The sequence below is a fragment of the Amycolatopsis keratiniphila subsp. keratiniphila genome, assembly GCF_001620365.2.
Taxonomy (GTDB): Bacteria; Actinomycetota; Actinomycetes; order Mycobacteriales; family Pseudonocardiaceae; genus Amycolatopsis; species Amycolatopsis keratiniphila.
In genome coordinates this window covers 159,365-178,030 of record NZ_LQMT02000003.1, presented here as the reverse complement: position 1 = coordinate 178,030, position 18,666 = coordinate 159,365, and the positions used below count along the sequence as shown (strand labels likewise).

Genomic DNA, 18,666 nt, shown 5'->3' with positions numbered 1-18,666 from the left:
TACTGGGACCCATGAGGTACACCCTTCGGTACGCCGCCGGCTCGGACGTCGGACGCCGCCGCCAGGTCAACCAGGACTCGGTCTACGCCAGCGCCAGGATGCTGGCGGTCGCCGACGGCATCGGCGGGCAGCCGCACGGCGAAGTGGCCAGCGCCGAAGCGGTCGGCGTCCTGTCCCGGCTCGACACGGACCTCCGCGGCTTCGACCTCGCGGACGTCGACCTGACCGCGGTGCTCACCGACGGCCTCCGCGCCATCGGCGACCGGCTCTCCGCGAAGGCCGAGCAGGAGCCCGAGACGCGGGGTATGGGCACCACCCTGACCGCCCTGCTCTTCGACGGCACACACTTCACGGCCGCCCACATCGGCGACTCGAAGGGGTACCTCCTCCGCGGCGGCACGCTTCAGCGCTTCACCCGCGACCACACCCTCGCGCAGGCCCTGGCGGACGATGGCCGCATCGACCCCTCGGAGGTCGAGGGACATCCCCGCGGCTCGCTGCTGATGAAGGCACTCCTGAGCACCGGCAGTGGCGAAGCGGACATCTGGGCCTTCGACGCCGCCCCCGGCGACCGTCTCCTGCTGTGCTCGGACGGGTTAACGGCAACGGTTGTCGAAACCGTTATCAAGGACGTCCTGGGTGCCTTCCAAGATCCCGCCGAGACCGTCCCGAGGCTGATCGACCTGGCCAACGAAGGCGGCGGGCCGGACAACATCACCTGCGTCGTGGCCGACGTTCTCACGCCCGCGGCCGCCTGAGCCGCCGAAGCGGCAAACGCAGGTCAGACCCGCCTTCGCGGGGGCGAAACGGCATCCGGTATCGTTCCCCACGGAGGATTGGCCGAGCGGCCTAAGGCGCACGCTTGGAAAGCGTGTTGGGTTCACGCCCTCGCAGGTTCGAATCCTGTATCCTCCGCCGTCAGCAAGGCCCCGGACGTTCCGACGTCCGGGGCCTTGTTGATTACTTAGCAGGACCTTCACTTAACAGAGTCAGTTGATCACGCTAAGTTTAATAGTGGTCGTTCCAGCCCCCGACGTCCCAAGGAGTCCGCCAAAATGGCCGGAGTCGAAGAGATCCGCGCTGGTATCGCGCTCGCGAACGAGAAGGCATCCGCGAGCATCGCCGCACTTCAGCAGGCAGCGCAGTCTCTCGAAGAAGCCCAGCTTTCGCTTTCCCAGGCCACCCAGGGCAGCACCCAGCACGAGGTGAGCCAGGCGCACGGGCTTCTCGCCGAAGCCCTGCAAGGCATCACCGGTATGCAGAGCACCATCCAGGCGGGCATCTCGTCGGCCGAGTCGTACTCGACCCGTCTCTGACATGTACCTCGAGGAACTGCACCAGCTGCTGACGGCCGTCCAAACCGGCCTCGCCGACGGACGCGCCCATGCCGAGCGGGCCAGGAGCCTGCTCGAAGAGTCCAGACGCGCCATCGTGGAACCCCAGGCGCAGGCCGTGCCATGGGTGCCGCCGCAGCTGGCGCAGGCCGACGAGGGAATGGAAAACCTCCTGACGCGCCTTTCCGCCGCTGACGACCTGGTCAGCGGTTACCAATCCCGCCTCTGAGATCGGCGAGCCGGTATGGGCAGCAAAGCGAGTGAACAGCGCAATCGCGTCGCCACGGCGCTCGAGCGGGTCCGGCACCAGATCGGGCTCGTCCTCGGCGCCGCCGCCGGCGCCCGTCAGGCCGCCGAGGCGGAACTGGCCAAACTACAGCTGGAACAGCACATCGTCCGGGTGGGGATGAACAACTCCACCTCGGAGCAGTACGCCGAATGGTCGCGGCATCCCGCCGCGAACGAGGTGTTCGGCCTGCTGACCAACGTGCGCGGCCAGTTCTACGCCGACTGGGAAGCGGGCCCGAACGCGTTGCGCGAACTCGTCGCGAGCAACGCGCCAGGGCCCGCGAGCCGGCAGCCGGGCAACTGGCTCGGCCGCGTCGGCACGAATCCCGGGATCACCGCGCCCGGGCTGTGGCGCGTCGGCTCGGCGACCGTGCCGGGCCAGGACGTCCCGCGCACCTTCGACGTCGCGGTCCCGCTGCTCGACGAGTCGCATCTGTCCATCACGTCGGCGCCGAAGACCAGGGCCGCGGTGGACGGCATCGTGCAGAACCTGCTGATGCGGATCCTGAGCACGTTCGAACCCGGCGCGGTGCGCGTCCATCTGTGGGACGTCGGGCAGCTGACCGCGATCCTCCCCGACCTGTACCCGCTGAGCCGCACGAGCGCGCTCACCCTGTACGACCCAGGACGCCTGGAGGACCTCCTCGACGAACTGGCCGGGCACATCCGCCGCATCCACGCGACCGGGATGCAGGCCGGGCACACGTCGCTGCGGGAGATCCGGCGGGCGAGCGGCCAGCGCGTCGAACCGTTCCGGGTCGCGGTGCTCTACGGCAACGGCGAAACCCTCGAACCGGAGCGCGCCCGCGAACTGAAACGGGTCGCCACCGGCGCGCTCGCGGCCGGCATCTGCCTGATCCTCATCGACGTGCCGACCATGCTGTCGACGTCGGTCGAATCGCTGAGCCTGCACGACGAACGGCGGGCGATGACCAGCATGACCGGCCCGGACCTGGTCGTCGACCTCGATCCGCCGATGCCGTCCGGGCAGGTCATCCGCGCCGCCGGGCGGATCGCGGAGGCGCTGATCGCCAAACAGGGCGGGCCGCGCGCGTTCGCCGATCTCCTGCCCACCGAGCTCGGCAAGGAGAGCTCGGCACGGGAGCTGCGGGCGCCGGTCGGGTTCTTCGAGGGCGAGGCGGTGGAGGTCGTCATCGGCGACGCCAGCCCGCACGTGCTCATCGGCGGGCCGAGCGGTTCGGGGAAGACGAACTTCCTGTATTCGCTGCTCGGCAGCCTCGCGGCGCGGTACTCGCCGGACGAGCTCGCGCTGTACCTGCTGGACTTCAAGGAAGGCGTGTCGTTCGCCGGGCTCGCGCCGGGAAGGCGGGATGCCAGCTGGCTGCCGCACGCCAAGCTCATCGGGGTCAACGTCAACACCGACCGCGAGTTCGGCCTGGCACTGCTGCGGTTCCTCGCCGACGAGCTGCGCCGCCGGTCGGCCGCGGCGAAACTGCACGAGGTCACCAACCTCGCGGATCTGCGCGAGCAGGATCCGGGCGGGCACTGGCCGCGGATCGTCGCGGTGATCGACGAATTCCAGTACCTGTTCGCCGGCCGCGACGGCGTGACGGCGACCGCGACCCAGCTGCTGGAGGACATCGCGCGGCGAGGCCGGTCTCAGGGCATCCACCTCGTGCTGGCGAGCCAGGACGTCGCCGGGATCGAGGCCTTCTGGGGCAAACCGGCGGTGTTCGAGCAGTGCACGCTGCGGATCGCCATGCCGAAGGCGCGGCGAGTGCTGTCCGAGACCAACAACGCGGCCGTCTCCGCGCCGAAGTGGCACGCGGTGATCAACCACGATTCCGGTGTGGCGCACGGGAACCAGCTCGCCCACGTCCCGGACGCGAGCAGCAAGGACGTCTTCAACAAGCTGCAGCACCGGCTCTGGGAGCGGTACTCGGAGTCGTTCAAGCGGCCGAGGCTGTTCGACGGCGCGCATTCCCCGGTGCTGGAACAGTTCCCGGCGTTCGCCGATCTGAAGCCGACGGACAAACCGCGGGCGCTGCTCGGCCAGTCCATCGACGTCGACGAGGCCGCCTGCGGGGTCGAACTGCCGAAGGCGCCGGGGCGGAACGTCGCCGTCCTCGGCGCGGCCACGGCCGAGGCACTGTCCATCATGGACTCGGCCGCGCGGTCACTGGCCCGGCAGCATCCGCACGGCTCAGTGGAGTTCGTGCTCTCGTGCCCCATCGAAGCGTCCGTCCCCGCGGTCTCCGAGCTGGTCGACCGTCTGCGCGCGGAGGGCCACCAAGCGACCCTGGTCGACGATTTGCCCGGCCGGGTAATCGATATCGCGGAGAATCTGTCCTCTTTGGACAGAGCACAGGTACTGTTGCTGTACGGCGTCGACGCGTCGATCCCCGCGCTGGAGGCGAAGGCACCCGGACAGCTCAAGAGCGGTTTGGATCAGTTGCGGGTGCTGCTGAAGCAGGGCCCGACACATGGCGTCCACACCATCGGCTGGTGGCGAAGCATCGCCAGGCTGAAGGACACGCTCGGCTTCGCGGGCACCGACGACATCGGCACCTGGGCGGCGTTGGACGTCCAGGGCAACGAACTGTCGCCGTTCGCCGCCGGGCAGGTGGTGCACTGGTCACCGCGGCCGGGCCGCGCGCTGTTCTTCGACCGCACCACGCACGGCGCCCCTGAGGTGATCATCCCGTTCCAGCGTCCGGAAGGGCTTCTCGATGGATGACGGCATCACCGCGGCCATGCGGTACAAGGAGATCGTCGGCCTCGCGCGCGCTTCGGCGGAGAACCTCCGGAACTGGGAGATCGGCCGCGCGGACGAATTGGAGGCCCGGCTCGCCGAGGCGCACCAGGCCGTCGCGGACGCCGCCGAACGCGAGCAGCGCGCCGTCGACCGGTGCACGCGCTGGTGGAAGATGGCGCAGCACAACGTCGAAGGCCTCTCGTGGCTGCCGGAGGACGAAGACCCGCGTCCGGTGCCGACCGCGCGGGCCGGGTACCTGGAGAAGTACCTGGAAGAGGTCAAGCCGAGCTACCAGGAACTCGTGCAGGCCGTCCTTTCCCTGGGCTGGCGCGCCAAACGCTCCTGACCGCGCGAGTCGTCCGTCCAATCACGCGAGTTCGCCTTCCAATCACGCGAGTTACGTCCCCAATCACACGTACTCGATGGAGGGACTCGTGATCAGACGGACGACACGTGTGATTGGAAGGCGAACTCGCGTGATCGAGGACGTAACTCGCGTGAAGGCCCCCTTCCCTCGGCTGAGCCGATGGAAGGGGGCCTTCACGCGGGAGAGTTACGGCTTCGGCAGGTAAGGGCCGAAGATCTTCTCCAGGTGGTCCGCCAGGTCCCAGAACGCGTCCTGGACCGGGTTGCCGGCACTCGGCCGGAACCGCAGCACCTGCGGGTCGTGGTCGCTGGCCTGCGTCGCGAACTCGGCGTTCAGGTGCACGACGTCGTAGTCGAGCCCGCGCGGAGCCCTCGACGCCAGGATGTGGTCCAGCACCTGCGACTGACCCTCGAAAACGTAGCTGTACCGCTCGTTTTCGGGTAGCGACGCGATGAGGTCCTTCAGCACGCCACCGGCGGTCAGCGTCTGCACGGCGGGCGAGAACGGGTAGTCGTTCAGGTCGCCGGCCACGACGATGTTCGCGTTCTTGTCCGAAGCGAGCAGCTTGTCGACGAAGCCGCGGAGCAGGGTCGCCTGCTTGGCCCGCTGCACCTCGGAGCTCCGGACCGGCGGCTGGTTGCGACCGTGCGTCGGCTGGTCGCCGCCCTTGGAGTTGAAGTGGTTCGCGATGACGAACACGGTGCGGCCTTGGAAGACGAACTCGCCGACCAGCGGTTTGCGGCTGTCCTCCCACGCCTCGTTCCCGGGCTCGACGCGGCCGGGCGAGACGGTCAAGTGGGTCTCGCCGCGCTCCTTGACCACACCGACCGGCGTGGTCGCATCGCCGCCCTTGCGGTCCACAAAGGACACCCGAGCCGGGTTGAACAGGAAGCCGACGCGGATGTTGCCGCCGGGCTGACCGCCGTCCTTGCCGTTCTCCGGGTCGATCTGACGCCACTCGTAACGCGGGCCACCGGCGGCGACGATCGCGTCGGCGAACTTCCGCAACGTCTGATCGGCGGCGACGGTGCCGTCGTTCGTCGGCCCGTTGTTGTCCTGGATCTCTTCCAGGTTCAGGATGTCCGGCTTCGCCAGGTTGGTGGCGACGGCCTTGGCCAGCTCGCCGAACTTCTCGTCACTGTCCAAAGCGGACAGATTTTCGACGTTGTAGGTCGCCACGGAAAGTTCACCGCCGCGCTGCGGGCGGGTGCTTTCACGCTGCAACCCGTTGTCCTTGGCTGCGCCGAGCTTCGTCGCGAACAGCGTGTAGCCGCCGAAGTTGCTGTACTCGACCGGGCCGGAGGTCTCGCCGGTGAGCACGTCGCCGGTGTTGACCTTCGGGAACGGCTGCTGGGCGAACGGGATCAGCGACGCGACCTTGAGCACGCCGGTGTTGAGCCTGTCGTAGTCCAGGTACACCGCGCCGCCGCGGACGCTCGGGTTCTGCTTCGGCTTGGTGGTCACGTAAAGCTCGTTGAACCGCGACGTCGGGCCGACGACGCGCGCGTCGGAGACGCTGACGATCTCGCTCTCGTGGGTCTCCCAAAAGTCGAGCGAGTATTTCGCGGGCTCCAGCGGCAGCGGTTCGATGCTGCCACCCGGCGCGGGGGCGACGGTGTCCGGGACCGTGTCCGGCGTGACGACGGTCGGGGCGGGAAGGGCGTTTCCGCTCGACTGGACCGTCCACTGTGCACTCGTCAGCTCGGTGAGCGACTGGTACGGGGAGGTCGCCGGAGCGTCCGGGTAGAACTCGCGGACGGTGCCGGTGGCGGTCACCGCGTCGCCGACGGCCACGGCCGGCGTGGTCGAGCCGGTGAAGACGAACAGGCCCTCGCTGGTGCGCGGGTCGGCGTCCGGTGCGGTGTCGGTGATCCAGAACCCGCGCGCCGAACCGAAGCCCCGGATCGCGGTGACGACGCCGGTGACCCCGGCGACCTTCCGGTCCTTGAGCGGCGAGATCCGCGTGGTGCCCTGGATGTCGTGGATCTTGGCGTCGACCGGCGGCGGGCCGGTCTCGCCCGGCGTCTCACCCTTGCCGTTGGTCGGCGTCGGCGCGCCGGAGGTGAAGTCGGCCGCGTTGTCGTCGGTGTCCGCGAGCGTCGTGCCCCTGGCGACGGACGCGGTGTTGGACGGCGCGGGCGCCGCGGCCCCCTCGCGGATGACGGCGGTGGAACCGAAGCCCACCAGATCCTTGATCCGGCTGTCGGCCGCGCAGTCGGCGGCGGTCTTGCAGGTCAGCGCCGTGGCGCCCTGGACGAGCGCGATGGTGCCGGCGGTCGCGGACAGGGCCAGCGAGCCGGTGGCGTCCGGCGTCGGCAGCGCGACCGTGCCGCCCGAGCCCTTCGCCTGCGCGATGAGATACCGAGCGCCCGGCGCGACGGTGCCGGTCAGCGGCGTGACCTGCCAGCTGTTCCCCGACGCGGGCGCGTACTGGACGCTGAAGCCGTCGAGGCTCACGGCGGCCGCGCCGCGGTTCGCGAGTTCGACGAAGTCGTTGGTCAGCGTGGCACCCGAGTTGCCACCACCGCCGTAGACCTCGGCGATCACGGCGTCGGCGCTGGGCGCGGCGAGCGCGGCCGGAGCGGTCATGCCGCTCACGACCAGGCCCGAGGCGACGGCCACGGTCAGGGCCCGTCTCCGGGCAGCACGTCGGGATGTGGTCACGCTGAGTCCCCTTTTCGCAAGATCGGTCGAGGCATACTCCCCCGAACAAGTGAAATGAGGAAGACGGTGAGACAACGATTCGTCACCACTAGCCCGTCCGGATCCTCGCGTGAGAAGATCGGACTCCGCCGCCTGCTACCAACCAGGAGGCGTTTTTCATGCGCGGACTGCTTTGCGTGCTCGTCGCGGCCGGTCTCGTGATGCCGGTTCCCGCGGCGGCCGCCGAACCACCGGGGAAAGCCGTGTTCGACGTGATGACCCCGGCGAGCACGGTCGCGTCACGCACCGACCGGCGGCCGAACGCGGGCGGGATCTTCGACCCGGTCGCGCGCAAGACCTTCATCTCGTGGTCCGGCAAGGCCGCGGACACCTACGTCCAGGCGTACGACCACCGGACCGATGTCTGGACGGCGCCGAAGAAGATCGCCGACGGCGAGTCCGATCCGCACAACTACCCGACGATGCTGCCGGCGGGCGACGGGCATCTGCTGATCTTCCGCGGCATGCACAACAAGCGGACCGTGCTCAGCCGCGCGCCGCTCGCGCATTCCCTCGACGGCACCTGGACCGACATCGAGGTCCCCGAAGGCGCCGCGGCGAGCTACCCGATGCCGGTGAAGACCGTCGACGGCACGCTTTTCCTGTTCTACCGGGAGACCACGAAGGAACTGGATCCGGCGGCGAACTCCGACTTCCGCCCGATGAAGTACCTCGTCTCCCGCGATCATGGGAAGACGTGGAGGAACTCCGTGCAGCTGACCGGGAAGCGGTGGGCGTTCGGTTCGCTGGGTCGGGCGGACCACATGGACGAGATCTACGTCGGGCAGCTGCGGTACGTGCCGTCGTCCGGGCGGATCCACTTCGCCTACACACTCGCGGGCGGCGGGCCGTCACAGCACAAGCACGACGTCTACCACCGGAACGTCTACCACCTGTCGTTCGACGTCCGGACCCTGCACTTCTTCTCCGCGTCGGGCCGCGATCTCGGCACACAGGTCGACGACGCCGAGCAGGAGCGGTACCTCAAGGTCGTCGACACCCCGCTCGAACTCCCCGGCGGGCTCAAGTCGCCGGACTACATCCTGCAGGTCGGCATCCAGCGCGACGGCAAGCCGTTCGTCACCTGGTTCCAGTTCGACGCCGCGGGCTCGCCGCGCGATTTCGCGGGCGCGTGGAACGGCCGGAACTGGGAAGTGCGCGAAGTCGCCAAGGGACTCCGATTGCGCGAGATCGAACAGCTCAATGGCGGCACTTGGCGCGTTTATGGAACGCGCGACGGACAGCCGGGCATCGAAACGTTCTTGCTCGGGAACGGCCGCGTCTGGACGCCGGAAACCTTGATCACCACGCCGAAACCGGTCCAGCGCGTCGAAATGATCACCGGTTTCCGGGACCCCGCCCGCATTCTGGCGACCGGCGCGTCCAGTGCCCGTGACGTCTCCGTGGCCGACGGTGACATTTATGTCGCGGGAACCCCGCGGAAATAGCCCATTGGTGTTCCGCTGCCTTAAATGAACCTCAAGTCCGGGTACAACCCGGCATTTCCGGAGCTACCTTTGGCGACGTGAGCGAGGACACAAATCCTCCCTCACGTCGCCGGAGGAGGTGTCCGATGAACTGGCTCATCGTCGGTACGGCACTGGTTCTGCTGCTGACCACCGCCTTGGCCGTCGACCTGCGCGACCGGAAACGCGGCGGACGCCCGGTGGCCCCGTTCGGCGGGGCACGGCTCGACGCCGTTCTGCGCGAGGCCGATCCGGGCGAACGACTTCTGGACGCTCACCGGGGAGGGTGAGCAGGGGGAACTGGGGGCGCACCGCCGGTGCACGGGACCCGTCGGGGGAGGACGGAGCCCGTACACCGGCGGTGCGTCATTTCCGCCTCGTGAGTCTTTTCAAGCACGGTTCCAGCCGCAGCCGACGTTGCGAAAGCCACCGCGGCGGCTAGCCGAGCCCTACCGAGCATCGTCCGCCCAGACACTCACGAGTTTCGCGCCGAAGGCTGATCCGGTTTTGAACCGCCGGAAGGTCACGGCCGTATCACAAGACGGAGAGGGGCCGGTTTTCCCGACAACGGAGGTATCGATGCGACGGCGACTGCCGATGGCCCTGTTCGCGCTGGTCGCCTGGGTGCTCGCGGGCTGCTCGACGGCCACGGGCGCGGCACCGGCGACACCGGGCGCCAACCAGGCCGACATCACGTTCTCCCAGCAGATGGTGCCGCACCACCAGCAGTCGATCCAGGTCGCGAACCTGGCGTCGGAGCGGTCGGCGTCCGAGTACGTGAAGGCCACCGCGGCCAAGATCGTCAAGGCGGAGTCGGCCGAAGTCCAGACGATGACCGCGTGGCTCCAGTCGTGGAACGCGGCCGTGCTCCCCGCGGCGGGTCACGCCGGGCACGCGATGCCGGGGATGATCACCGAAGGGCAGGTCGCGTCCCTGCAGAACCTGACCGGCGCCGAATTCGACAAGATGTGGCTCCCGCTGATGGCCGAGCATCTGCGCAACGGCGTCGCGATGGCCAAGACGGTGCTCTCCTCCGGCGAGCACGCCGAGACGAAAGCGCTGGCACAGGAGATCGTCGAGAACCAGACGGCGGCGATCGGCGAGATCACCGCGCAGCTTCCTTGACCCCCTGAAGACCCCGGAAGACCCTCCGGTATTGTTCTCGGCGGTGGCGTGTCCGAGCGGCCGAAGGAGCACGACTCGAAATCGTGTGACGGTTAATACCCGTCCGTGGGTTCAAATCCCACCGCCACCGCGGCGAAGAGCCGGTCTCCACGGAGACCGGCTCTTCTGCGTTCGCGGTTACTTGTTGAACTTGTCCTTGAGGTCCTGCACGCCGCCTTCCGCGCGGTCGCGAAGGTCGTGTCCGGCCTCCTTGACCTCGCCCTCGGTCTGGTCGGCCCGGCCGGAGTTCGCGAGGTCCTGGTTGTCGGTCTTCTCGCCGAGCTTCTCCTTGGCGGCGCCGATGGCCTGCTCGGCCTTGTCCTTCGCCTTGTCGAAAACGCTCATGGCGGATGTTCCTCCTTCGACTGCGGCCACCGTCTGCGGCCGCCTGTCCGGAGGGTTACCCGTGTCCCGGGGTCCGACACATCCTTCACCCGGTGCGGTTACCCCGTTGCCCGTGGAAGAAGTCTTCGAGCAGGGCCGCGCATTCGGCCTCCAGGACCCCGCCGACGACTTCCGCGCGGTGGCTGAGCCGCCGGTCGCGGACGACGTCCCACAGCGATCCCACGGCCCCGGTCTTGGGCTCCCAGGCGCCGAAGACGACCTTCGCGACCCTGGCCATCACGAGGGCGCCGGCGCACATCGTGCACGGCTCCAGCGTCACCGCGAGCGTGCAGCCTTCGAGCCGCCAGCCGTCACCGTAGATCTTCGACGCGGCCCGCAGCGCGAGGATCTCCGCGTGCGCCGTCGGGTCGCCGAGTTCTTCGCGGGCGTTGCGCGCGGAAGCGAGCGGGGTCCCGTCCGGGGACAGGACGACGGCACCGATCGGCACGTCTTCGCCCGCACCTCGCGCCGCGACGATCGCCGCGCGGACGGCGGCGATGTCGGCGGCGGAGGCTGTGGGGCTCAGATCTCGTCCAGGATCTTCGTGAACTCGGCGGCGAAGCCGCACCGCTGCGCGACCATCTGGAGTTGTTCGTCCGGATAGAGGTCGACCTCGCCGACGATCACCTGCAGCTCGGCCCCCGGCAGTCCGAGGTCGGACAGGATCTCCAGGTCGCCTTCCGGCCAGACCGCGTCGTCGTCCTCGTCCGGCGGGTCGACTCTCAGCACGTCGAGGACGTCGGCGGCGATGTCGTAGTCGAGCGCCGCGGCGGCGTCGGACAACAGCAGCGACGGGCCTCTCGGGCTCGGCCGGACGATCACGAAGAACTCGTCGTCGACCGCCAGCAGCCCGAACGCGGCCCCTGTCGAACGCAGTTTGCCGAGCTCGGTGATCGCAGCGTCGAGCTCGCCGAGCGCCCCCGGATCAAGGGAACTGCACCGCCATCGACCGTCCTCCCGCACCACGGCCACCGCGAACCCCGTGATCGGCTCTTGCACCGCCATGCGCACACCGTATTCCGCCCGCATTCGGAACGCACGCACGGTGCGCCCGAAGCGCCGCATGCGCCACTATCGAGACATGACCGGACCCACCGACCTGCCCACCCTCCCCGACGCGCGCTTCGCCGGTTTGCTGGACGAAGCCCGCGCTCTCCAGACGAAAACCGTAGAGCTCCGCCGGGAGATCCACCGGAATCCGGAGATCGGCCTCGACCTGCCGAAGACCCAGGCCTCGATCAAAGCCGCCCTCGAGGGCCTGCCGCTGGAGATCACCGAGGGCAAATCGACCACCTCGCTGACCGCCGTCCTCCGCGGCGGGAAGCCGGGCCCGGCGATCCTGCTCCGCGGCGACATGGACGCGCTGCCGCTGCACGAGGACACCGGGCTCGACTTCGCCTCCGAAGACGACGGCGCGATGCACGCCTGCGGGCACGACACCCACGTCGCGATGCTGGCGTCGGCCGCCCGGCTGCTCTGCGAGCACGTCGACGAGCTGGCCGGGTCGGTGGTGTTCATGTTCCAGCCCGGTGAGGAAGGCGAGCACGGCGCGCGCCACATGATCCACGAGGGCGTGCTCGACGCCGCTGGTGAGCGCGTCGAGAAGGCGTTCGGCCTGCACATCTTCACCTCGGCCGCGTCCGGCGTCGTGCAGACGCGACCGGGCCCGATCATGGCGTCGGCGAACAGCTTCCACGTGACCGTCACCGGCCGGGGCGGGCACGGCTCCGCGCCGCACCAGGCGATCGACCCGGTGCCGGCGGCGGCCGCGATGGTGGGCGCGCTGCAGACGATGGTGACCCGCAAGGTCAGCGTGTTCGAGCCCGCGGTGGTGTCGGTGACCCGCATCGAGACGGGGACGACGACGAACATCATCCCGGAGACGGCGTTCCTGGAGGGCACGATCCGCACGCTGTCCGAGCGGACGCAGGCGTTCGTGCGCGAGGAACTGCCGAGGGTGTGCGAGGCGGTCGGCGCGGCGCACGGCGTCAAAGTGAGCGCCGAGGTCCTCCCCGGCTACCCCGTCACGGTGAACGATCCCCAGGTCGCGGCGAGGGTGCTGGAGCTGGCGGGCGAGGTGCTCGGCGCCCGCAACTCCGAGGTCATGGAGAACCCGGTGATGGGCGCGGAGGACTTCTCGTACGTCCTGCAGCGGGTTCCGGGCGCGTTCGCGTTCCTGGGGGCCTGCCCGCCCGGCGCCGACCTGGCCACGGTGGAGGCGAACCACTCGAACCGGGTGGTCTTCGACGAGGACGCGATGGCCAACGGCGTGGCGATGTACGCCGCCTTCGCCCTGGACGCCCTTCGCTAGCGATTACACAACAGCGTTGATTTAATGGGTGGCATGAGCGATGACACCCTGGCCGTCCTGGCCGCGCAGGAGGAGCGCCTGGTCTTCCGCCGGTTCGACAACGAGACCGCGCTGGAGCTGGGCGCCCAGCTGCTCGCGGCGGCACGGGACCGCGCCCTCCCGGTGACGGTCTCCGTGCGCCGCGGCGGACAGCGGCTGTTCCACGCGGCGTTGCCGGGCACCTCCGCCGACAACGACGCGTGGATCGACCGCAAGAGCCGCGTCGTCGACCGATACGGGCACAGCTCGTACTTCGTCGGCGAACAGTTCCGCGCGAAGGGCACCACGTTCGAGGCCGGCTCCCGCCTCGACCCGGATCTCTACGCCGCGCACGGCGGCGTGTTCCCGGTGATCGTCGAGGGAGTCGGTCCGGTCGGCACCGTCGGCGTCTCGGGACTGCCCCAGGCCGATGATCACGCCTTCGTCGTCGAGCAGCTGGAGATCTTCCTCGCCGCTTTGTCCTAAGTGGACTGCCGACCGAGGCGCAAGGTGAGAAAGTCCGCACCGGGCGAGAGATCCGCGTAGTCGACCCGGTAGCCGCCGAAAGTGGCCCCCTCGGCCTTGACCGCGTCCAGCGTGAACGACACCGCCGGGCCCGCCGACGGCCGGGCGTAGGACATCGTCACGATCGCGCGTCCCGCCGAAGCGCATATCTCCCCGTGCGGGCACCGCTCGTCCAGCACCGCCAGATAGGCGACGCGCAGGTCTTCGTCCGGGAGCACCGTCCAGCCGCCGAGGCGGAACGTGAACGCGTCGCCCACCGCCGGCGGGCCGCACGAGGCGTTCAGGAACACGAGCACGAGACCGAACAGCACCAGTTTCGCCGGGGTCCCCCAGAGCCGCCGTCTTCGCATACCGGAGAGACGCGCGAACCGGCCGCCCCGGTTGCATCGGACCATTCGTCCTGATATTCGGGACAGTCGTCCCGCCATGCTAGCCTGACCCTGTCACATCATATATCAGATCGGACATGCCAGTGACCTCTCCCCGGTTCGACGAGCGGAAACGGCGGCTGTCCGGGGTCGTGGCCATCCCGGTGACCCCGTTCGACGCCGACGGCGCGGTGGATTCCGAGACCTACGGGCGCCTGGTCGATCGGGTGATCAGCGCCGGCATCGACGTCGTGACGCCGAACGGGAACACCGGCGAGTTCTACGCGCTGGACGGGGCCGAGACGCGGCACTGCCTCGAGGTGACGGTCAAGGCCACGACGGGACGGGCGAGTGTGGTCGCCGGGGTCGGGCACGACGTCCGGACGGCGATCGGCTCGGCCCGGCACGCCCGGGACGCGGGCGCCGATCTGGTCATGATCCATCAGCCGGTGCATCCGTACGTCTCCGCGGAGGGCTGGGTCGAGTACCACCGCGCCATCGCGGCGGCGGTCCCGGAGCTGGGTGTGGTGCTGTACGTGCGCGACGCGCGCATCGAGGGTGAGCAGCTGGCCAGGCTCGCCGACGTCGCGGAGAACGTCATCGGCGTGAAGTACGCGGTGCCGGATCCGGTGCGCTTCGCCTCGGTGGCGCGTGACGCGGGGATCGATCGCTTCGCGTGGATCGCCGGGCTCGCGGAGCTGTCGGCGCCTGGCTACTTCGCCGTCGGCGCGACCGGGTTCACGTCGGGTTTGGTGAACGTCGCGCCGTCGCTCTCGCTGGAGATGTTCCGCGCGCTGCGGGACGGCGATTTCGCCGGGGCGATGACCATCTGGGAGCGGATCCGGCCCTTCGAGGAGCTACGGGCCGCGGACGGCAACGCCAACAACGTGAGCGTGGTGAAGGAAGCGTTGGCACAGCTGGGTTTGTGCCGCGCCGACGTCCGGCCGCCGAGCCGCGCCCTGACCGGCGCGGAACGAGAACAGGTCCGCGCGGCGCTGACGTTTTTCTGACCGTGTCCGCACCCACTGGGGCGGGTGCGGACACGGTGACAGGTCAGAGGTCGTGGCCATCGACGATCGCGGCGTGGCCCGGATGGGCGCCTCGGGGCGCGCTGTTGCGCGGCGGGCGGCTGCTCACCGGCGAGGCCGGTGGGACCATGAGCGCGAAGAACGATGTCTGGCCGGTGCTCCTGTCTCCGATCGATTCTCGCGACCGGACGGAACCGGGGGAAATTTCCCTCGATGTCTTCGACTGTACGCCAGATCGTGCGGCTTTGGTGAATTGCTTCCGCTCCGCCGTCGTGGAACACTGAAGGCAGGCCACGGAGCGTCCGTGGCGTGTTGTGGTACCAGTGCCTCTTCTCGGCCGCACCAGCTCCCTTCGGTGTTGTGAACCCGTTGCTGGATTGTCCACTTTCACGAACCAGAACGGTGTGATCTCCCCATGACCTCCACCCAGACGAGGCAGGGCAGCGATTTCGCTGAACTGTCCAAATTGGTCAAAGACGCCGACCTCCTCGAACGGCGGCGCAAGTACTACGCGGTGAAGATCTCCTTGAATCTGCTCGCCTTCGCGGGAGGCTGGGTCGCGTTCGCACACCTCGGCGACTCCTGGTGGCAGCTGTTCCTCGCCGCCTTCTTCGCGATGATGTTCACGCAGCTGTCCTTCATCGGCCACGACGCGGGACACAAGCAGATCTTCCGCGGCCGCAAGGCGAACGACGTCACCGGCTTCGTCCACGGTGGACTGACCGGGCTCAGCTACGGCTGGTGGATCGGGACCCACACCCGCCATCACGCCAACCCCAACCACGAAGACGAAGATCCGGACGTCAACCTCGCCGCGCTCATCTTCACCAAGGCGCAGGGCGCCGAGCGGCGCGGTTTCCTCCGCTGGATGGCGAAGTACCAGGCGTTCCTGTTCTTCCCGCTGCTGTTGCTGGAAGGCCTGAACCTGCACGTGTCGAGCGTGACGGCGATCTTCCAGCGTGGCTTCAAACGGCGGAAGCTCGAATCGGCGCTGATGCTCGCCCACATCGCCGCGTACCTGACCGCGGTGTTCGTGGTCCTCTCACCCGGTGTCGGCTTCGTCTTCATCGCCGTGCACCAGTGCCTCTGGGGCGTGTACATGGGCTGCTCGTTCGCCCCGAACCACAAGGGCATGCCGACCCTGTCGTCCGGGCACAAGCTCGACTTCCTGCGCAAGCAGGTCCTCACCTCGCGTAACGTGCGCGGCGGGCGGGTCGTGGACTTCGCGCTCGGCGGGCTCAACTACCAGATCGAGCACCACCTGTTCCCGAGCATGGCACGGCCGAACCTCAAGCACGCGCAGGTGATCGTGCGCGAGTTCTGCGCGAAGCACGGCATCGAGTACGCGCAGTGCGGCTGGGCGGCGTCCTATGGGTACGTCCTCCGGCATCTGCACGAGGTCGGGGCGCCTTTACGCGCTCAACCGGCAGGCGTGCGGTGACCTCCGCCCGCTCCCTCGGCGACGTCGCCGAGCCTGCCGCCGACGACCGCTGCCCGGTCTGCCCGCATCCGCTGTCCACGCACGACACGATCGCCCGCCGCTTCTGCACCGCGACCGCGGCAGGCGGGTTCAGCCGCGGCTGCACCTGCGCCACGAATCCCGAAACAACCGAATAGAGGATCACCATGAACGCCGACACCGTCCCCGTCTCCCGCTACGAGATCCGGGTCGACACCGTGAAGAAGATCGTCAACGAACACACCGACCTCGGCAACGAGGCGGCGTTCGCGCTGGCCGTGCACATGGTGCGGGCGCTCGACACCGTCCCGGAGCCGGTCCGCTAGCGGCGTGACCGGGGTTACTCGCGCGTTAACAAGGCGTCAGCGAGGCCTCGCGAAGCGTCAGGGAGACGTTGCCGCGACGGCCGGGCCGGGCCGATCGGAGTTGTGCTGAGGAGGCACTGACCGATCGACGCGGAGGTAACCGTGACGCTCAGCGAGCTCCTGCCCAGCCTCGGCTGCGAGGCCGCCGACCACCTCGAACCCGGGGTCTGGCCACGGAGCACCCGGCTCGGGCCGGGCGGGGAACTGCTGTTCGCGGGCGCGCCGGTGTCCCACCTCGCCGCGAGGTTCGGGACACCGGCGTACCTGCTCGACGAGGACGAGGTCCGGCAGAACGCCCGCGCGTACCGGAAGGCGCTGCCCGACGCCGAGGTGGCGTACGCGAGCAAGGCCCTGTGCACCCGCGCGGTCCTGCGCTGGGTCGCCGAGGAGGGCCTTTCCCTCGACACCTGCTCGGCGGGCGAGATCGCGGTGGCGCGGTCGATCGGCTTCCCCGCCGAGCGGATCCTGTTGCACGGCAACGCGAAGACACCCGAAGACCTCAAGGCCGCGCTGTCCTACGGCGTCCGCCGGATCGTGGTGGACTCGCTCGACGAGATCGAACAGCTCGGCGCGCTGGCCACCGGCCCGCAGCAGGTGCTGATCCGCGTGACCCCCGACGTCGCGGCCGGCACGCACGCGGCGATCACCACCGGCACCGAAGGACAGAAGTTCGGCTTCTCGCTGCGCGAGGAGGTCCGCGACAACCTCGGGCGCGCCGTGTCGGCCGTGCTCGCGCAGCCCGGCCTCCGGCTGGCCGGGCTGCACTGCCACATCGGTTCGCAGGTGTCGCGGATCGACTTCTACGAACTGGCCGCCCGCAGGATGATCGGGGTGCTCGTCGCACTCCGTGAGAGCCACGGCCTCACCCTGCGGGAACTGGATCTCGGTGGCGGCCACGCCGTGCGCTATCTGCCCGGCGACACGGGTTTCGACATCGACGGTTATGTACGCCGTCTGCGCGTCGCGCTCGCTTACGAATGCACCTCGCACGGCTTCCCCCTGCCGAAACTGACGATCGAACCGGGCCGCGCGATCGTCGGCCCGGCGGGGATCACCGTGTACCGGGTCTGCGCGGTGAAACGCGGCTCGCGCACTTTCGTCGCCGTCGACGGCGGGATGAGCGACAACGCGCGGCCCGCGCTCTACGGGGCGGCGTACACCGCGCGGCTGATCGGCAGGCGCAGCCGCACCGCCCGCCGTCCGATGACGGTGGTCGGGCGGCACTGCGAATCGGGCGACGTCCTCGCCGACGGGCTCTCGCTCCCCGACGACGTCCACCCCGGCGACCTGCTCGCCGTCCCGTGCACCGGGGCATACCACCACTCGCTCGCGTCGAATTACAACCTCGTCGGCAGGCCGCCGGTGGTCGGCGTCTCCCGCGGCACCGCGACACTGCTCGTCCGCCGCGAAACCGAGGAAGACCTGCTGAAACGCGACCTCGGCTGACGCGTCATCCGAAAACCTCGGCACTCGCCCTATCGAACGACAGAATCCTTCGCGCGAAGGCGCCGAGAAAGAGAATCACGACAAACAACTTAACGGCGGTAGCATTCTGGACACTTATCGATACGCTGCGCGACAAGAATCGCATGCCGAAACAAAGGGAGGGACGGCATGGGTGACGAACCACGCGCGCAGATGGAGCAGCGCACACCTAGAGGTTTGGACAATACCGATCGCACCCTGATCGCTCTACTGCAAGTCGACGGGCGGGCCTCGTTCACGGCACTGGCCAAGGCCGTCGGGCTGTCGGAGGGCGCCGTGCGGCAGCGCGTCCAGCGGCTGCTGCGGGACGAGACGATGCAGATCGTCGCGGTCACGGATCCGGCGAACGTCGGGCTCGGCCGTCAGGCGATGGTCGGGATCAAGGTGCAAGGCGATCCGCGGGCGGTCTCCGACCAGCTCTCCGGAATGCCGGACATCCACTACGTCGTGCTGACCGCGGGAGGCTACGACCTGCTCGCCGAGGTCGCCTGCCGGGACGACGAACACCTCTTGAGTGTGTTGAACGACGACATCCGGCCCATCCCGGGTGTCGTCAGCACGGAGACCTTGGTCTACCTGAAGCTCGCAAAGCAGACATATGCCTGGGGCAACCTGACCCGATGACAGCACGTCCCGCGCAATGAACGGACCGTTCCTTGCGAAATTTGCAAGGAACGGCCCGTTC

21 protein-coding genes and 2 tRNA genes are annotated in these 18,666 nt (G+C 68.8%); 18 read left to right on the top strand and 5 right to left on the bottom strand.

What is annotated here, in order from left to right:
- Window positions 1-11 precede the first annotated feature (11 nt).
- The 6 genes from AVR91_RS01430 to AVR91_RS01405 all read left to right on the top strand — a co-directional run bounded on the left by AVR91_RS01430 (window position 12) and on the right by AVR91_RS01405 (window position 4,684).
- Window positions 12-758: a PP2C family protein-serine/threonine phosphatase gene (locus AVR91_RS01430; protein ID WP_083715323.1), complete on the top strand. Its 747-nt coding sequence runs from the start codon at window positions 12-14 to the stop codon at window positions 756-758.
- A 72-nt stretch (window positions 759-830) separates the two neighbouring features.
- Window positions 831-915 (top strand) — tRNA-Ser (locus tag AVR91_RS01425).
- Between the two features lie 140 nt (window positions 916-1,055).
- A complete protein-coding gene (locus AVR91_RS01420; protein ID WP_005167132.1) occupies window positions 1,056-1,316 on the top strand; it encodes a hypothetical protein in 261 nt (86 codons plus the stop codon).
- A 1-nt stretch (window position 1,317) separates the two neighbouring features.
- The gene (locus tag AVR91_RS01415; RefSeq protein ID WP_016337967.1) at window positions 1,318-1,563 is read left to right on the top strand and encodes a hypothetical protein; all 246 of its coding nucleotides are present in this window, start codon (window positions 1,318-1,320) and stop codon (window positions 1,561-1,563) included.
- A 15-nt stretch (window positions 1,564-1,578) separates the two neighbouring features.
- Window positions 1,579-4,320 carry an FtsK/SpoIIIE domain-containing protein gene (locus AVR91_RS01410; RefSeq protein ID WP_063271741.1) on the top strand — a complete coding sequence of 914 codons (2,742 nt, stop codon included), beginning with the start codon at window positions 1,579-1,581 and terminating at the stop codon, window positions 4,318-4,320.
- Window positions 4,313-4,684 (top strand): hypothetical protein, encoded by a 372-nt coding sequence (locus AVR91_RS01405; RefSeq protein WP_016337969.1) that lies wholly within the window; start codon window positions 4,313-4,315, stop codon window positions 4,682-4,684. Before AVR91_RS01410 ends, AVR91_RS01405 begins: the two co-directional genes overlap by 8 nt.
- A gap of 207 nt (window positions 4,685-4,891) precedes the next feature.
- Here the strand turns inward: AVR91_RS01405 and AVR91_RS01400 are convergent, their stop codons facing one another.
- Complete coding sequence (locus tag AVR91_RS01400) at window positions 4,892-7,294, bottom strand: endonuclease/exonuclease/phosphatase family protein (RefSeq protein WP_228709100.1); 2,403 nt, start codon at window positions 7,292-7,294, stop codon at window positions 4,892-4,894.
- Between the two features lie 233 nt (window positions 7,295-7,527).
- On the opposite strand from AVR91_RS01400, the gene AVR91_RS01395 reads away from it, so the two are divergent.
- The 4 genes from AVR91_RS01395 to AVR91_RS01380 all read left to right on the top strand — a co-directional run bounded on the left by AVR91_RS01395 (window position 7,528) and on the right by AVR91_RS01380 (window position 10,129).
- Window positions 7,528-8,856 carry a BNR-4 repeat-containing protein gene (locus AVR91_RS01395; protein WP_063271743.1) on the top strand — a complete coding sequence of 443 codons (1,329 nt, stop codon included), beginning with the start codon at window positions 7,528-7,530 and terminating at the stop codon, window positions 8,854-8,856.
- 125 nt (window positions 8,857-8,981) lie between these two features.
- A complete protein-coding gene (locus AVR91_RS01390; protein ID WP_016337972.1) occupies window positions 8,982-9,164 on the top strand; it encodes a hypothetical protein in 183 nt (60 codons plus the stop codon).
- A 289-nt stretch (window positions 9,165-9,453) separates the two neighbouring features.
- Entirely contained in the window at window positions 9,454-9,999 is a 546-nt protein-coding gene (locus AVR91_RS01385) for a DUF305 domain-containing protein (protein ID WP_063271744.1), read from the top strand.
- Between the two features lie 42 nt (window positions 10,000-10,041).
- A tRNA-Ser gene (locus AVR91_RS01380) sits at window positions 10,042-10,129 on the top strand.
- Between the two features lie 47 nt (window positions 10,130-10,176).
- Here AVR91_RS01380 and AVR91_RS01375 read toward each other — a convergent pair.
- The 3 genes from AVR91_RS01375 to AVR91_RS01365 all read right to left on the bottom strand — a co-directional run bounded on the left by AVR91_RS01375 (window position 10,177) and on the right by AVR91_RS01365 (window position 11,427).
- Entirely contained in the window at window positions 10,177-10,383 is a 207-nt protein-coding gene (locus tag AVR91_RS01375) for a CsbD family protein (RefSeq protein ID WP_063271745.1), read from the bottom strand.
- 85 nt (window positions 10,384-10,468) lie between these two features.
- A complete protein-coding gene (locus tag AVR91_RS01370; protein ID WP_046200068.1) occupies window positions 10,469-10,921 on the bottom strand; it encodes a nucleoside deaminase in 453 nt (150 codons plus the stop codon).
- Window positions 10,922-10,944: 23 nt separating this feature from the next.
- Window positions 10,945-11,427: a tRNA adenosine deaminase-associated protein gene (locus tag AVR91_RS01365; RefSeq protein WP_197684721.1), complete on the bottom strand. Its 483-nt coding sequence runs from the start codon at window positions 11,425-11,427 to the stop codon at window positions 10,945-10,947.
- A 76-nt stretch (window positions 11,428-11,503) separates the two neighbouring features.
- Between AVR91_RS01365 and AVR91_RS01360 the strand changes: the two genes are divergently transcribed.
- A complete protein-coding gene (locus AVR91_RS01360; protein ID WP_063271746.1) occupies window positions 11,504-12,733 on the top strand; it encodes a M20 metallopeptidase family protein in 1,230 nt (409 codons plus the stop codon).
- 33 nt (window positions 12,734-12,766) lie between these two features.
- Window positions 12,767-13,237, top strand: coding sequence for a heme-degrading domain-containing protein (locus AVR91_RS01355; RefSeq protein ID WP_063271747.1), 471 nt, complete (start codon window positions 12,767-12,769; stop codon window positions 13,235-13,237).
- Here AVR91_RS01355 and AVR91_RS01350 read toward each other — a convergent pair.
- Complete coding sequence (locus AVR91_RS01350; RefSeq protein WP_063271748.1) at window positions 13,234-13,671, bottom strand: hypothetical protein; 438 nt, start codon at window positions 13,669-13,671, stop codon at window positions 13,234-13,236. The two genes, AVR91_RS01355 and AVR91_RS01350, sit on opposite strands and share 4 nt — an antisense overlap.
- 71 nt (window positions 13,672-13,742) lie before the next feature.
- Between AVR91_RS01350 and AVR91_RS01345 the strand changes: the two genes are divergently transcribed.
- The 6 genes from AVR91_RS01345 to AVR91_RS01320 all read left to right on the top strand — a co-directional run bounded on the left by AVR91_RS01345 (window position 13,743) and on the right by AVR91_RS01320 (window position 18,605).
- The gene (locus AVR91_RS01345; RefSeq protein ID WP_063271749.1) at window positions 13,743-14,654 is read left to right on the top strand and encodes a dihydrodipicolinate synthase family protein; all 912 of its coding nucleotides are present in this window, start codon (window positions 13,743-13,745) and stop codon (window positions 14,652-14,654) included.
- A 433-nt stretch (window positions 14,655-15,087) separates the two neighbouring features.
- Window positions 15,088-16,113 carry a fatty acid desaturase family protein gene (locus AVR91_RS01335; protein WP_063271751.1) on the top strand — a complete coding sequence of 342 codons (1,026 nt, stop codon included), beginning with the start codon at window positions 15,088-15,090 and terminating at the stop codon, window positions 16,111-16,113.
- The gene (locus AVR91_RS01330; RefSeq protein ID WP_063271752.1) at window positions 16,110-16,289 is read left to right on the top strand and encodes an RGCVC family protein; all 180 of its coding nucleotides are present in this window, start codon (window positions 16,110-16,112) and stop codon (window positions 16,287-16,289) included. The genes AVR91_RS01335 and AVR91_RS01330 overlap by 4 nt, the downstream gene beginning before the upstream one ends.
- Window positions 16,290-16,298: 9 nt before the next feature.
- On the top strand, window positions 16,299-16,457 hold the full coding sequence (locus tag AVR91_RS43265; RefSeq protein WP_170064532.1) for a DUF6307 family protein: 159 nt from the start codon (window positions 16,299-16,301) through the stop codon (window positions 16,455-16,457).
- A gap of 141 nt (window positions 16,458-16,598) precedes the next feature.
- The gene (gene lysA / locus AVR91_RS01325; protein WP_063271753.1) at window positions 16,599-17,942 is read left to right on the top strand and encodes a diaminopimelate decarboxylase; all 1,344 of its coding nucleotides are present in this window, start codon (window positions 16,599-16,601) and stop codon (window positions 17,940-17,942) included.
- Window positions 17,943-18,110: 168 nt separating this feature from the next.
- A complete protein-coding gene (locus AVR91_RS01320) occupies window positions 18,111-18,605 on the top strand; it encodes an Lrp/AsnC family transcriptional regulator (protein ID WP_016337981.1) in 495 nt (164 codons plus the stop codon).
- Window positions 18,606-18,666 lie beyond the last annotated feature (61 nt).

Coding starts and splice junctions, on each gene's coding strand:
- AVR91_RS01430 (WP_083715323.1), top strand. CDS start 12: ATGAGGTACACCCTTCGGTACGCCGCCGGCTCGGACGTCGGACGCCGC.
- AVR91_RS01420 (WP_005167132.1), top strand. CDS start 1,056: ATGGCCGGAGTCGAAGAGATCCGCGCTGGTATCGCGCTCGCGAACGAG.
- AVR91_RS01415 (WP_016337967.1), top strand. CDS start 1,318: ATGTACCTCGAGGAACTGCACCAGCTGCTGACGGCCGTCCAAACCGGC.
- AVR91_RS01410 (WP_063271741.1), top strand. CDS start 1,579: ATGGGCAGCAAAGCGAGTGAACAGCGCAATCGCGTCGCCACGGCGCTC.
- AVR91_RS01405 (WP_016337969.1), top strand. CDS start 4,313: ATGGATGACGGCATCACCGCGGCCATGCGGTACAAGGAGATCGTCGGC.
- AVR91_RS01400 (WP_228709100.1), bottom strand. CDS start 7,294: ATGACCGCTCCGGCCGCGCTCGCCGCGCCCAGCGCCGACGCCGTGATC.
- AVR91_RS01395 (WP_063271743.1), top strand. CDS start 7,528: ATGCGCGGACTGCTTTGCGTGCTCGTCGCGGCCGGTCTCGTGATGCCG.
- AVR91_RS01390 (WP_016337972.1), top strand. CDS start 8,982: ATGAACTGGCTCATCGTCGGTACGGCACTGGTTCTGCTGCTGACCACC.
- AVR91_RS01385 (WP_063271744.1), top strand. CDS start 9,454: ATGCGACGGCGACTGCCGATGGCCCTGTTCGCGCTGGTCGCCTGGGTG.
- AVR91_RS01375 (WP_063271745.1), bottom strand. CDS start 10,383: ATGAGCGTTTTCGACAAGGCGAAGGACAAGGCCGAGCAGGCCATCGGC.
- AVR91_RS01365 (WP_197684721.1), bottom strand. CDS start 11,427: ATGGCGGTGCAAGAGCCGATCACGGGGTTCGCGGTGGCCGTGGTGCGG.
- AVR91_RS01360 (WP_063271746.1), top strand. CDS start 11,504: ATGACCGGACCCACCGACCTGCCCACCCTCCCCGACGCGCGCTTCGCC.
- AVR91_RS01355 (WP_063271747.1), top strand. CDS start 12,767: ATGAGCGATGACACCCTGGCCGTCCTGGCCGCGCAGGAGGAGCGCCTG.
- AVR91_RS01350 (WP_063271748.1), bottom strand. CDS start 13,671: ATGGTCCGATGCAACCGGGGCGGCCGGTTCGCGCGTCTCTCCGGTATG.
- AVR91_RS01345 (WP_063271749.1), top strand. CDS start 13,743: ATGCCAGTGACCTCTCCCCGGTTCGACGAGCGGAAACGGCGGCTGTCC.
- AVR91_RS01335 (WP_063271751.1), top strand. CDS start 15,088: ATGACCTCCACCCAGACGAGGCAGGGCAGCGATTTCGCTGAACTGTCC.
- AVR91_RS43265 (WP_170064532.1), top strand. CDS start 16,299: ATGAACGCCGACACCGTCCCCGTCTCCCGCTACGAGATCCGGGTCGAC.
- AVR91_RS01320 (WP_016337981.1), top strand. CDS start 18,111: ATGGGTGACGAACCACGCGCGCAGATGGAGCAGCGCACACCTAGAGGT.